This is a genomic window from Sphingomonas sp. SP6 (assembly GCF_058313435.1).
The window spans coordinates 950,164-962,173 of the sequence record NZ_JBZFLG010000001.1; the positions used below are offsets into that span (position 1 = coordinate 950,164).

The following is a 12,010-nucleotide window of genomic DNA, read 5'->3' on the forward strand; positions in this document are numbered from 1 at the left end:
CATGACACATTCCGCCGGCACAGGACAGCGGCATCACCGCGTCGGATAATTGGGGGCCTCGCGCGTGATCGTGACGTCGTGGACGTGGCTTTCCTTGAGCCCCGCGCCGGTGATCTGGACGAAGTTGGCGCGCTCGCGAAGGGCCTCGATCGTCGCCGAGCCGGTGTAGCCCATCGCCGCCTTGATGCCGCCGACGAGCTGGTGGATCACGTCCCGCGCGGGGCCTTTGAACGCGACCTGGCCCTCGATCCCCTCGGGGACGAGCTTCATCTGATCCTTGATGTCGCCCTGGAAGTAGCGATCGGCCGAGCCGCGGCCCATCGCGCCGACCGAGCCCATGCCACGGTACGATTTGTACGCGCGGCCCTGATAGAGGAAGGTCTCACCCGGCGCTTCCTCTGTGCCGGCGAGCAGCGATCCGACCATGCAGGCCCCCGCTCCTGCGGCGAGCGCCTTGGCGAGATCGCCCGAGGTGCGCAGGCCACCGTCGGCGATCACCGGCACACCGGCCTTCCACGCCTCCTCGGCGCAGTCCATGACGGCGGTGAGCTGGGGGACGCCGACGCCGGCGACGACGCGAGTCGTGCAGATCGAGCCGGGGCCGATCCCGACCTTGATCCCGTCCGCACCCGCGTCGATCAGCGCGCGCGTCGCCTCGGCGGTCGCGACGTTGCCGGCGACGACCTGGACCGAGTTCGACAGCCGCTTCACCCGCTCGACCGCGCGGGCGACGTCGCGGTTGTGGCCGTGCGCGGTGTCGATGACGACCAGGTCGAGTTCGGCGTCGACCAAGGCCTCGGTCCGCTCGAACCCCTTGTCGCCGACGGTGGTTGCGGCGGCGACGCGGAGCCGTCCCGCTCCGTCCTTGGTCGCGTCGGGATAGGTGACCGCCTTCTCGATGTCCTTGACGGTGACGAGGCCGACGCAGCGATAGGCCTCGTCGACCACGAGCAATTTCTCGATCCGGCGCTGGTGGAGGAGGCGCCGCGCCTCCTCCTGCGAGACGCCGACCGAGACGGTCGCGAGATTGTCGTGCGTCATCAGCTCGCGGACGGGCTGCCTGGGGTTCTCGGCGAAGCGCACGTCGCGGTTGGTGAGGATGCCGACGAGCTTGCCGTCGCGCTCCACCACCGGGATGCCGCTGATCCGGTTGGCCTTCATCAGCGCCTGCGCGTCGGCGAGCGTCGCGTCGGGGGCGATCGTGATCGGGTTGACAACCATCCCGCTTTCGAACCGCTTCACCTGGCGGACCGCGGCGACCTGCTCCTCGACGGTCAGATTCCGGTGCAGCACGCCGAGCCCGCCGAGCTGCGCCATGACGATCGCCATGTCGGCCTCCGTCACGGTGTCCATCGCCGCGGAGAGGATCGGGATGTTGAGCGCGATTCCGCGGGTCACCTGCGTGCGGATGTCGGCGGTGCTGGGCAGCACGTCCGACTCGGCGGGGACGAGCAGCACGTCGTCGAAGGTAAGGCCGAGGCGGATGTCCATAGGTGCCAGTGTCCGGGAAGCGGGAGGTGGCGCGCCATGTAACCGCGGGCGGCGGGTTTCGCTAGGGGCGTGCGGGCGGCTGCTCGCCTTGCCGCCGACCGGGCAATCTGGTAGTTTTGCGCGGCATCCTGGGAAAGATAAAGCCATGGCGAAGTACAGGGGCACCGACGGCGACGACAGCTATACGGTCGTCGAGGGAATTCAGAACAAGGTCCGGCTGCTCGGCGGCAATGACTCGCTGTACCTGGGCGATGCGGCGCTTGACAGGAATGACCGCTTCGACGGCGGGGACGGCTATGATACGGCGTTCCTTGTCGGTGGCGGTTATTATACGCTCGCCAATTTCCATTTCATCAGGTTCGAGGCGATCGTTCTGACCGGGACCGGCCATTTCAGCCTCTCAGTATTCGATCCGACCATGACAGACGACCAGACGCTGTCGCTTAACCTTGACCCATTAATTGACCCCACCTCGAAGGCGGTTGACGTAGCGTTTACCGGAGCGAGCACGATCGGGGCGCTGGCGCTTCATACGGGCGGGGGCAACGATCAGCTGAACGGCGGGCCGAACGCCGATCTGTTCGACAGCGGCCGCGGCGACGACCAGTTGGTCGGGAACGGCGGCAGCGACACCTTCCTGTTCGTCGCCGACGAGAGCGGCGACGCTTGGGGCAAGGACATCATCCGCGATTTCCGTCCGGGCGAGGACCATCTGTTCTTCGTCACCGACTCGGTGCACGCTTTCCGCCGTCTGATCATAACCGATTCGGCAGGCGGCGCGCTGGTGCGGACTCCGCACAGCACCAGCTCAATCTTTCTGACGGGCGTCCACGCGAGCGACCTCCACGCTAGCGACGTCATCTTTGCGCCGCTGCACGAGGCGGTCACGCATCCGTTGATGGCGGTGCACGAGCACGGGCTCCTGGTCTGATCCCTCAGCCGCGCGCCGCCACCGGCTTGCCGCCTCCCGGACGGACGGGTAGCTGCGGCGCATCGAACGAGAGGATCAGCGATCATGGCCAAGTACAAGGGCACGAACGGCGACGACTTCTACACGCTGACCGACGGCGAGGCCGACACCGTGCGGATGCGCGGCGGCAACGACATCGTCCGCCTCAGCGCGACGACGTTCGACAGCGAGGATCGGATCGACGCCGGCAAGGGGTCCTACGACCTCGCGATCCTCCAGGACGGCGGCTTCTACAATCTGGGCCACGACCGCTTCACCGGGTTCGAGCAGATGGCGATGAGCGGCAAGGGCGCGTTCGAGGTCTATGTCGACGACTCGGTCGCCGCGGCGGGCACGACCTTCACGGTCTACGGCGCCGGATCGTCGAGCGACCCGTTCCAGCCATCGAGCGTCTTCCTCGACTGGCAGCCCGAGCGCGACGCATCGCTGCTGTTCTTCGGCTCGAACGGCAAGGATGCGGTGATCGGCGGCGGTGTCGCGGACGAGTTCCACGGCGGCGCGGGCAACGACCTGATGACCGGAAACGAGGGGGGGGACACCTTCGTGTTCGAGGCGACGGCCGATGGCGATACCTGGGGCAAGGACAACATCACCGACTTCCACCCGGGCGAGGACCACCTGACCTTCGTCACCGACTCGGTGACGTCGTTCGACCAGTTGCTGATCGAACGCACGCGGGTCGGCCTGATCATCCGGACGCCGGACAGTTCCAGCTCGGTGACGTTGCAGGGCGTGCTGCCGCGTGACCTCCACGCGAGCGACGTCACCTTCATGCCGCTCCAGACCGATGCGAGCGCTCACCACGCGCCCGCGTTCGCGCACGAGCACGGGCTGCTGGTCTGACGGTTCCGCTAGGCCCCTCCCCCGCCCGGTGCTAGGCACCGCGAGAGCGGAGGATATGAGATGGTGACGACGTTCGCGGGGCTGCTGCTGATCCTGGTGCTGTTCTACCTGTTCGCCAGCATCAAGATCGTGCGGCAGGGCTATCGCTACACGATCGAGCATTTCGGGCGGTACACCGTCACCGCCGCGCCCGGCTTCAACTTCTACCCTGCCTTCTTCTACCGTGTCGGCCGGAAGGTGAACATGATGGAGCAGGTGATCGACATCCCGGGTCAGGAGATCATCACCAAGGACAATGCGATCGTCTCGACCGACGGGATCGTGTTCTTCCAGGTGCTCGACGCGGCCAAGGCGGCCTATGAGGTCAGCGACCTCTATGTTGCGCTGCTCCAGCTGACGACGACCAACCTGCGCACCGTCATGGGCTCGATGGACCTCGACGAGACGCTGTCGAAGCGCGACGAGATCAACGCGCGGCTACTGTCGGTCGTCGATCATGCGACGGTGCCGTGGGGAGTCAAGATCACCCGCGTCGAGATCAAGGACATCCGCCCGCCCGCGGACATCGTCTCGGCGATGGGCCGGCAGATGAAGGCCGAGCGCGAGAAGCGCGCCAACATCCTCGACGCGGAAGGCGCGCGCGCCGGCGCGATCCTGCGGGCCGAGGGGGAAAAGCAGTCGAAGATCCTCGAGGCCGAGGGCCGGCGCGAGGCGGCGTTCCGCGATTCCGAGGCGCGCGAGCGCGCGGCGGAGGCGGAGGCGAAGGCGACCCAGCTCGTCTCGGACGCGATCGCGGCTGGATCGAGCCAGTCGCTCAACTACTTCATCGCGCAGAAGTATGTGGAGGCGGTGGGCAAGTTCGCGACATCGCCCAATGCCAAGACCATTCTGTTCCCGGTGGAGGCGACGCAGCTGATCGGCACGCTCGGCGGGATCGGCGAGCTGGCGAAGGATGCGCTCGGCGCGGCGCAAGCGCAGGCGGCGCCCCCTGCCCCGCCGGCGCGCCGGACGAGCGCGCCGCCGGTCTTCCCCTCCCAGTCGTGAGCCCTGCGCTCTGGCTGGGGCTGGCGGTGGTGCTGGGCATCGCCGAGCTGCTGGTCCCCGGCGTGTTCCTGGTGTTCCTGGCGTTGGCGGCGGCGATCACCGGCGCGGCGCTATTCGCGCTGCCGGCGCTGCCGCTGGCGGCGCAGCTCGGCAGCTTCGCGGTGTGGAGCGCGGTTGCGGTCGCGATCGGACGGCGCTGGTACCGCGACTATCCGGTCGAGACGAGCGATCCGCTGCTCAACGATCGTGCGGCGAGGATGATCGGCGCGGTGGTGACCGTCGAGGAGGCCATCGCGGGCGGGCGCGGCCGGGTGCGGATCGGCGACGGGACGTGGCCGGCGCGAGGACCGGATGCGGCGGCGGGCGCCCGGGTGCGGATCGTCGCGGTGGAAGGCGCGATGGTCGAGGTGGAACCGGTCAGCGGTTGACCCGCGCGCTCCAGGCGTAACCGCCGTAGAGTGGTCGCAGTTCGCCGCCGATCCGCTCGACCGTTTCGCGCAGACCGGCGCGCGGCGTCACGTGCCACTTGGCGAGCCAGCCCATCAGCGCCGCGCGCCACCAGCGAGGGAGCGCCTCCTGCTGGCCGAAGTCGACGATCGAGAGCGTTCCCCTTGGCGCGAGGAGCGTGCGGGCGTGGGTGATCGCGGCTTCCCAGGGCGGGATCATCGACAACGTGTAGCTCATGAAGATGCGGTCGAAGCGGACGACACCGAACGGCGCGGGATCGAAGCCGGCCGCGTCGCCCGCGACGAAGGTGATCGCCGCCCCTGCGCGCGCCGCCTTGACGCGAGCGGTGGCGAGCATCGCCTCGGAGATGTCGAGGCCGTAGCAGCGCGCCTCGGGCCAGCGCCTCGCCGCCGCGATCAGGTTGCGCCCGGTGCCGCAGCCGATCTCCAGCACCGTCCCGCCCGGCGGGGGTGCGAGGTCGGCGATCAGCGCGTCGCGGCCGAGCAGGTAATATTTGCGCGTGGCGTCGTAGAGGTGACGCTGGAGCCGGTACATCCGGTCCATCGCCGCGGCGTGATCGGCGCTCAGGCGGCGTCTCCCAACACGTAGAGGTGGGTGGCGCCGTAGACCGCCGAACGATCGCGCTCGCCGAGCCGCTTCGACTCGGCCGCCTGGTAGGTCCAGCGCGCAAGAATGGCGGACGGGACGCGGCCGGGGACGATGTCGGGAACGCCGGCCGTGCGATAGAGGATGCGCGCGCCGGGTGCGGCGACGCGGGTGATCCCGGTCCAGAGCGCGGTGAGCTGTTCGTCGGTCATCCAGTCCTGCGCGTCGAGCAGCACGAAGCGATCGAGCGCACAAGCGGGAAGCGTCGCGAGATGCTCGGTCAGGTTGGCGTGGCGGATGTCGATCCGGTGCGCGCGCGCGCGGATCGTCTCGAAATTCGCGGGCAGTAGATATGGCGGTAGCGGCGCATCCGGGCTGCGCCCGTATTCGCGCGCGAACGCCTGCCAGGCGAAGTAATTGTCCTTCAGGTCGAAGTCGCACGAGAGCTTCTCGAGGCGGTGGCGGAGCACGTCGGCCATCTTCGCGCCGCCGGTCAGCTCCCCGAACTGCGCGGGCGGGATGCCGAGGCCGTAGAGCGCGGCGGGACGGTCGCACAGCCAGCGGACGAGACGCGAGTCGAGCAGCGGCGCGAACGTCTCGTCGAAGATCCGGCGCTGCTCCGCGCGGTTGCGAGCGGTGAGGATCACGCGCGGGTCGATACCGTGAAGCCGGGCGAGCCGGTGCGCGAAGCCGATGAAATGGCCGAGCAGTCCACCGCGGTAGAAGCCGCGGGCGAACGCCTCGATCCGGGGCCGAAGCGGCGCGCGCGCCTCCCAATAGGCGCGGGTCGTCTCGTCGAGATGCGGGGCGAGCTTGGCGCGATAGGTCTCGACGTTGCGGCGATCGTCGGCGCGGGCGAAGAAGCGGTGGAACTCCTCCTGCGTCAAGCGGCGCGCGGCCGCGGTCTTGAGGCGATTGAGGGCGATATGCGCCGGGTTGAGGTCGACCGCGGTGATCGCGGCGGGGGCAGCGGTGAGGTAAGACAGGACATTGCAGCCGCCCGAGGCGATCGCGATCACCCGGCTTTCCGGGGTCAGCGCCAACCCCTCGAGATCGGCCTCCGGATCTTCCCAGATCTGCGGATAGACGAGGCCGCGAAAGGCGAAGGTGAAGGCGCGCTCGGCGATACCTTGCGTGGACCATCGCCCATGGCGATGAACAGCTGCGCGAACCGCATGATTTCGCGGCAACCCGTCTGCAATCGCGGCCAAACCGAACCTCCCTGCCGAGTTGGCCGCGCTTAGGGGCGCGGCGTGACACGGCAGGGTCGGTTCGGTGACGGTTCGGCGTCAGGCCGGTTGCGGCACCTTCGGCGCGGCCTCGCGCACGCCCTGATCGACGTGCTCGGCGAACTGGGCGAAGTTCTCGTTGAACTGATCGACCAGCTTGCCGGCAGTCGCGTCATACTCGGCCGTGTCGGGCCAGGTCCCGCGCGGATCGAGGATCGCGGCGTCGACGCCGGGGACCGATACCGCCACCTTGAAGCCGAAATTCGGATCGGTGCGGAACTCGGCGTCCTTCAGGCTGCCGTCGAGCGCCGCGTCGAGCAGCGCGCGCGTGGCCTTGATCGGCATGCGGTGGCCGACCCCGTACTTGCCGCCGGTCCAGCCGGTGTTGACCAGCCAGCAGTCGACCCCGCCGCGCGCGATCCGCTCCTTGAGGAGGTTGCCGTAGACGGACGGGTGGCGCGGCATGAACGGCGCGCCGAAGCAGGTCGAGAAGGTCGCGTCGGGCTCGGTCACGCCGATCTCGGTGCCGGCGACGCGCGCGGTGTAGCCCGAGAGGAAATGATACATCGCCTGGTCGGGCGTCAGCTTCGCGATCGGCGGGAGGACGCCGTAGGCGTCGGCGGTGAGCATGACGATGTTCGACGGCACCCCGCCCATATTCTCGTCGGACGAATTGGGGATGAAATCGATCGGATAGGCGCCGCGGCTGTTCTCGGCGAGGCTGGCGTCGTCGAGGTCGAGCTGGCGCGTCACCTGATCCATCACGACGTTCTCGAGCACGGTCCCGAAGCGCTTGGTCGTCGCGAAGATCTCGGGCTCCGCCTCGGGCGAGAGGCGGATCATCTTGGCGTAGCAGCCGCCCTCGAAGTTGAAGACCGCGGTGTCGGACCAGCCGTGCTCGTCGTCGCCGATCAGCGTGCGCTTGGGATCGGCCGACAGCGTCGTCTTGCCGGTGCCCGACAGGCCGAAGAACACGGCGGTCTTGCCGTCCTCGCCCATGTTGGCCGAGCAATGCATCGGCATCACCCCGGTCGGCGGCAGCAGGTAGTTGAGGATGCCGAAGACCGACTTCTTCATCTCGCCCGCGTAGCGCGTGCCGCCGATCAGCACGAGCTTCTCGGAGAAGTTGACCGCGATCACCGTCTCGCTGCGGGTGCCATGGCGCGCGGGATCGGCGCGGAAGCTGGGCAGATCGATGATCGTGTAATCGGCGACGAAGTCCTTGAGCTGGCTCTCCTCGGGCCGGACCAGCATCGTGCGGATGAACAGGTTGTGCCAGGCGAGTTCGTTGATGACGCGCACGCGGACGCGGTGGCCCGGCTGCGAGCCGCCGAACAGATCCTGGACGTAGAGGTCCTCCTTCTCGCGGAGCAGCGCGAGGAAATCCTCCTTCAACGCGGCGAAATGGGCGGGCTCCATCGCCTTGTTGGTCTTGCCCCACCAGACGGTCGATTCGGTTTCCGCGTCGCGCACGATGAACTTGTCCTGCGCGCTGCGGCCGGTGTGCGGCCCTGTCTCGACCACCAGCGGCCCGTCGGCGGAGAGCTTGCCCTCGCCCTTGGCGACCGCCGTCTCGACCAGCCTGGCGGTCACCAGGTTCCAGTGCAAGGTCGCGCGCGTCTCGATGCCCTGGCTCTCCAGCCCGGCGTCCGGAATCCGATCACTCACAGTCCTACCCCTACCTATTCTATCGTACCGCATACGTATGCGTTGCCTCTCCGATTATCCGGGTTCGGCGGCTTGTCAAACGCCCGCGTCGGGCGCGCGATTGAGCGCGCGGCCGCTTTGCCCTACGCGCAGGCGCATGACCGCCACGATCGCGCTCGTCGACGACGACCGGAACATCCTGACCTCGGTTTCGATCGCCTTGCAAGCCGAAGGCTTCCTGACGCGAGTCTATTCGGACGGCGAGGCCGCGCTGAAGGCGTTGACCGATAACCCGCCCGATCTGGCGATCTTCGACATCAAGATGCCCAAGCTCGACGGGCTCGAACTGCTTCGACGCTTCCGCGAGCGGCACCTGACGCCGGTCATTTTCCTGACCAGCAAGGACGACGAGCTGGACGAGGCGCTCGGGCTGGCGATGGGCGCGGACGACTATATCTCGAAGCCGTTCAGCCAGCGGTTGCTGATCGCCCGCGTGCGCGCGATCCTGCGGCGGACCGAACAGGCCCAGACGTCCGGGACCGAGTCGGGCGAGGCGATCGGCCCGATCGAGCGCGGACGACTGGTGATGGACCCGGCGCGCCACCGCGTCACCTGGGCGGGCGAGCCGATCACGCTGACGGTGACCGAGTTCATGATCCTGGAGACGCTGGCCCAACGGCCCGGGATCGTGAAGACGCGCAACCAGCTGATGGACGCGGCCTATCAGGACGACATCTACGTCGACGATCGCACGATCGACAGCCACATCAAGCGCATCCGCCGCAAGTTCCGCGTGCTCGATCCGGAGTTCGACGCGATCGAGACGCTCTACGGCGCCGGCTATCGCTTCTCAGAGGAGTGATGGACGCCGCCGCGAGGACCGACGAACGCGACCTGACGCTGCAATGGTCGGGGCGCGTCTCGCTCACCCGGCGCATCCTGGCGGTCAACATCATCGCGCTGGCGTTGCTGGCCGGCGCGTTCTTCTATCTCGATTCCTACCGCAGTCGGCAGGTCGACAGTCGCGTCGCGCGGACCCGACAGGAGGTGCGGCTGATCGCGGAGGCGATCGCCGCCGCACGGCCGGGATACCGTCCCGCGCTTCTCGCCCGGCTGGCGGAGGACACCAACTCGCGCCTGCGGGTCTATGATCATCAAGGCGCGCTCCAGCTGGACTCGCGTTCGCTGGGCGTTCGCAACGTCGTACTGCTCGATCCCGACAAGCAGTCCTGGGACCAGGCGGTGGCGCGCTTCCTCGATGCGGGGATCGATACGGTCGTCGGCGCCGCGCGCGCGCCGCTGTACCGGGAGCGTCGGGTGGCGGGCGACTGGCCCGACGTCCGCGCCGCGCACCGCCTTCGCCAACCGAGCGTCAGCGTCTGGCGCGCGCCCGATCGGACGCCGGTGATCACCGCCGCCTCGCGCGTCCCGGGCGGGGCGGTGCTGATGACGCTCAACGCGCGCGACATCACCCAGCAGGTGAGGGTCGAGCGGTTCCGGCTGAGCGTCGTGCTCGCGTCGGTGACGCTCGTCTCGGTGCTGCTGTCGCTGTTCCTGGCGCGGACGATCGTGCGGCCGCTCCGGCGGCTGGCGCGCGCGGCGGTGCGGGTCCGGCTGGGGCGCGCACGGGAAGTGGTGGTGCCGCGGCTGCCCGACCGACGCGACGAGATCGGGATGCTCGCGCGCGCGCTGTCCGACATGAGCCTGGCGCTGCGCGCGCGGATCGACGCGACCGAGGCGTTCGCCGCCGACGTCACGCACGAGCTGAAGAACCCGCTCGCCTCGCTGCGGTCGGCGGTCGAGGGGCTGGAACGGGTGCGCGACGCCGAACTCCAGGACCGGCTCCTCGCGATCGTGCGCGACGACGTCCACCGCCTCGATCGGTTGATCAGCGACATCTCCGAGGCGAGCCGACTGGACGCGCAGCTCAGCCGCGCCAAGTTCGAGCCGGTCGACGTGCGCGCGCTCGTCGCCGCGCTGGTCGGGCAGCGCCGGGCGCGCGAGATCGCGCGCGGGGTGCGGCTGCGCTTCGACTCGCCCGGCGACGCGCCGCTGATCGTCCCGGCGGAGGGGGCGCGGCTGGAGCGGGTGTTCGAGAATCTGATCGACAATGCGGTCTCGTTCTCGCCCGACGGCGGCCTGGTCGCGGTCGCGGCGACCGAGGCGGAGGGCGGCGTCGAGGTCAGGATCGAGGACGAGGGACCGGGCGTGCCCGAAGAAGCGCGCGAGGCGATCTTCCGTCGTTTCCACTCGGTGCGCCCGTCGAGCGAGGCGTTCGGCTCGCATTCGGGACTGGGGCTCGCGATCGCGCGGACGATCGTCGAGGCGCACGGCGGCGAGATCGCGGTCGAGGCGCGCGAGGACCGGCTCAACGGCGCGCGCTTCGTCGTCCGGCTGCCGTGGGGCGAGGCGAAATGACGCTGACCGTCCACGCCACCACGGTCGCGATCGGGACGCGGGGGGTGCTGATCATCGGGGCATCCGGCGCGGGCAAATCCGATCTGGCGTTGCGGCTGATCGACCGCGGCGCGGTGCTGGTCGCGGACGATCGGACGCGGCTGGACGTCCAGGGCGGGCGGCTGATCGCGTCGCCGCCCGAGACCATCGCCGGGCTGATCGAGGTGCGCGGGATCGGCGTCGTCCCGCTGCCGCATGTCGGAGCGGCGCGGGTGGTGCTTGCGGTCGACCTGTCTGCTATCGTGCCGCGCATGCCCGAGCCCGCGTTCCGCTCCTTCGCCGAGGTCGACGTGCCGCTGCTGGCACTGGACCCGTTCCAGGCGAGCGCGCCGCTGAAGGTCGAATTGGCGCTCAAGGTGCTCGCGGCGTGAGCGGCGGGCCGACCGAGATTCTGGTGGTGACGGGGCTCTCCGGCGCGGGCGTGTCGACCGCACTCAAGACGCTGGAGGACCTGGGATGGGAGACGGTCGACAACCTTCCCCTGCCCTTGCTCGACCGGCTGCTGTCGGCACCGCCCCCGGCTGGCGCGCAGCGTACGCCGCGGCCGCTGGCGCTCGGAGTCGGCGCACGGACCCGCGACTTCGACCCGACCCGCATCCTTGAGATCGTCGCGCAACTGGGCGCGGCGGGCGAGCGGATCGGCGTGCTGTTCCTGGACTGCGCGACGGCCGAGCTCGAGCGGCGCTACGACGAGACCCGGCGACGGCATCCGCTGGCGCTCGACCGCCCCGCGCGCGACGGGATCGAGCGCGAACGGACGCTGCTCGAACCGCTGCGCACGGGCGCGGCGCGGCTGATCGACACGACGCGGCTCAACGCCCCCGCGCTGGCGCATCGGATCCGGAGCGACTTCGGGCGCGAGGGGTTGAGCGAGCCGGCGCTGTCGGTCCTGTCGTTCGGGTTCGCGCGCGGGGTGCCGCCCGAAGCCGACCTGCTGTTCGACATGCGCTTTCTGCGCAATCCGCACTGGGACCCGGTGCTGAAGCCGGGGACCGGACTGGACGCCGACGTCGCCGCCTATGTCGCGGCGGACGAGGCTTATGAGCCCGCGCTCAGCCGGATCGAGGACCTGCTGCTGCTGCTCGTCCCGCGCTACCGGGCGGAGGGGAAGTCCTACGTCACGATCGCGTTCGGCTGTACCGGCGGGAGACACCGCAGCGTCCACGTCGCTCACCGCATTGCAGCACGGTTGCGCGATGCGGGATTTTCGCCCACGGTCTCGCACCGCGACTTGGGGGCGCGGGGCGAATCCGTGACGGAGCAGCCCGCGGCATGA

12 protein-coding genes are annotated in these 12,010 nt (G+C 69.2%); 8 read left to right on the top strand and 4 right to left on the bottom strand.

What is annotated here, in order from left to right; genetic code table 11:
- Nucleotides 1-33: 33 nt before the first annotated feature.
- Complete coding sequence (gene guaB, locus AC4GYY_RS04685) at nucleotides 34-1,491, bottom strand: IMP dehydrogenase (protein WP_491119055.1); 1,458 nt, start codon at nucleotides 1,489-1,491, stop codon at nucleotides 34-36.
- Nucleotides 1,492-1,579: 88 nt separating this feature from the next.
- Here guaB and AC4GYY_RS04690 point away from each other — a divergent pair, with 88 nt between their 5' ends.
- The 4 genes from AC4GYY_RS04690 (at nucleotide 1,580) to AC4GYY_RS04705 (ending at nucleotide 4,776) form a co-directional block, all read left to right on the top strand.
- A complete protein-coding gene (locus tag AC4GYY_RS04690; RefSeq protein WP_491119056.1) occupies nucleotides 1,580-2,422 on the top strand; it encodes a hypothetical protein in 843 nt (280 codons plus the stop codon).
- An 84-nt stretch (nucleotides 2,423-2,506) separates the two neighbouring features.
- Nucleotides 2,507-3,304 carry a M10 family metallopeptidase C-terminal domain-containing protein gene (locus tag AC4GYY_RS04695; protein ID WP_491119057.1) on the top strand — a complete coding sequence of 266 codons (798 nt, stop codon included), beginning with the start codon at nucleotides 2,507-2,509 and terminating at the stop codon, nucleotides 3,302-3,304.
- A 60-nt stretch (nucleotides 3,305-3,364) separates the two neighbouring features.
- The gene (locus AC4GYY_RS04700) at nucleotides 3,365-4,348 is read left to right on the top strand and encodes an SPFH domain-containing protein (RefSeq protein ID WP_491119058.1); all 984 of its coding nucleotides are present in this window, start codon (nucleotides 3,365-3,367) and stop codon (nucleotides 4,346-4,348) included.
- Nucleotides 4,345-4,776: an NfeD family protein gene (locus tag AC4GYY_RS04705; RefSeq protein ID WP_491119059.1), complete on the top strand. Its 432-nt coding sequence runs from the start codon at nucleotides 4,345-4,347 to the stop codon at nucleotides 4,774-4,776. The genes AC4GYY_RS04700 and AC4GYY_RS04705 overlap by 4 nt, the downstream gene beginning before the upstream one ends.
- Here AC4GYY_RS04705 and AC4GYY_RS04710 read toward each other — a convergent pair.
- The 3 genes from AC4GYY_RS04710 to AC4GYY_RS04720 form a co-directional block, all read right to left on the bottom strand.
- The gene (locus AC4GYY_RS04710; protein WP_491119060.1) at nucleotides 4,766-5,359 is read right to left on the bottom strand and encodes a class I SAM-dependent methyltransferase; all 594 of its coding nucleotides are present in this window, start codon (nucleotides 5,357-5,359) and stop codon (nucleotides 4,766-4,768) included. The two genes, AC4GYY_RS04705 and AC4GYY_RS04710, sit on opposite strands and share 11 nt — an antisense overlap.
- 20 nt (nucleotides 5,360-5,379) lie before the next feature.
- Nucleotides 5,380-6,612: a BtaA family protein gene (locus AC4GYY_RS04715; RefSeq protein WP_491119061.1), complete on the bottom strand. Its 1,233-nt coding sequence runs from the start codon at nucleotides 6,610-6,612 to the stop codon at nucleotides 5,380-5,382.
- 78 nt (nucleotides 6,613-6,690) lie between these two features.
- Nucleotides 6,691-8,298: a phosphoenolpyruvate carboxykinase gene (locus AC4GYY_RS04720; protein ID WP_491119062.1), complete on the bottom strand. Its 1,608-nt coding sequence runs from the start codon at nucleotides 8,296-8,298 to the stop codon at nucleotides 6,691-6,693.
- 136 nt (nucleotides 8,299-8,434) lie between these two features.
- Between AC4GYY_RS04720 and AC4GYY_RS04725 the strand changes: the two genes are divergently transcribed.
- From AC4GYY_RS04725 to rapZ, 4 genes are read left to right on the top strand one after another with little or no spacing between them, the layout of a single operon-like run.
- A complete protein-coding gene (locus tag AC4GYY_RS04725) occupies nucleotides 8,435-9,139 on the top strand; it encodes a response regulator transcription factor (RefSeq protein WP_491119063.1) in 705 nt (234 codons plus the stop codon).
- Nucleotides 9,139-10,695 (top strand): sensor histidine kinase, encoded by a 1,557-nt coding sequence (locus tag AC4GYY_RS04730; protein WP_491119064.1) that lies wholly within the window; start codon nucleotides 9,139-9,141, stop codon nucleotides 10,693-10,695. The genes AC4GYY_RS04725 and AC4GYY_RS04730 overlap by 1 nt, the downstream gene beginning before the upstream one ends.
- Nucleotides 10,692-11,105, top strand: coding sequence for an HPr kinase/phosphorylase (locus tag AC4GYY_RS04735; RefSeq protein ID WP_491119065.1), 414 nt, complete (start codon nucleotides 10,692-10,694; stop codon nucleotides 11,103-11,105). Before AC4GYY_RS04730 ends, AC4GYY_RS04735 begins: the two co-directional genes overlap by 4 nt.
- A complete protein-coding gene (rapZ, locus tag AC4GYY_RS04740; protein WP_491119066.1) occupies nucleotides 11,102-12,010 on the top strand; it encodes an RNase adapter RapZ in 909 nt (302 codons plus the stop codon). The genes AC4GYY_RS04735 and rapZ overlap by 4 nt, the downstream gene beginning before the upstream one ends.

Bases quoted from the DNA above. Each gene is read 5' to 3' on its own strand.
- guaB (WP_491119055.1), bottom strand. From the start codon at position 1,491: ATGGACATCCGCCTCGGCCTTACCTTCGACGACGTGCTGCTCGTCCCC.
- AC4GYY_RS04695 (WP_491119057.1), top strand. From the start codon at position 2,507: ATGGCCAAGTACAAGGGCACGAACGGCGACGACTTCTACACGCTGACC.
- AC4GYY_RS04700 (WP_491119058.1), top strand. From the start codon at position 3,365: ATGGTGACGACGTTCGCGGGGCTGCTGCTGATCCTGGTGCTGTTCTAC.
- AC4GYY_RS04710 (WP_491119060.1), bottom strand. From the start codon at position 5,359: ATGGACCGGATGTACCGGCTCCAGCGTCACCTCTACGACGCCACGCGC.
- AC4GYY_RS04725 (WP_491119063.1), top strand. From the start codon at position 8,435: ATGACCGCCACGATCGCGCTCGTCGACGACGACCGGAACATCCTGACC.
- AC4GYY_RS04730 (WP_491119064.1), top strand. From the start codon at position 9,139: ATGGACGCCGCCGCGAGGACCGACGAACGCGACCTGACGCTGCAATGG.
- AC4GYY_RS04735 (WP_491119065.1), top strand. From the start codon at position 10,692: ATGACGCTGACCGTCCACGCCACCACGGTCGCGATCGGGACGCGGGGG.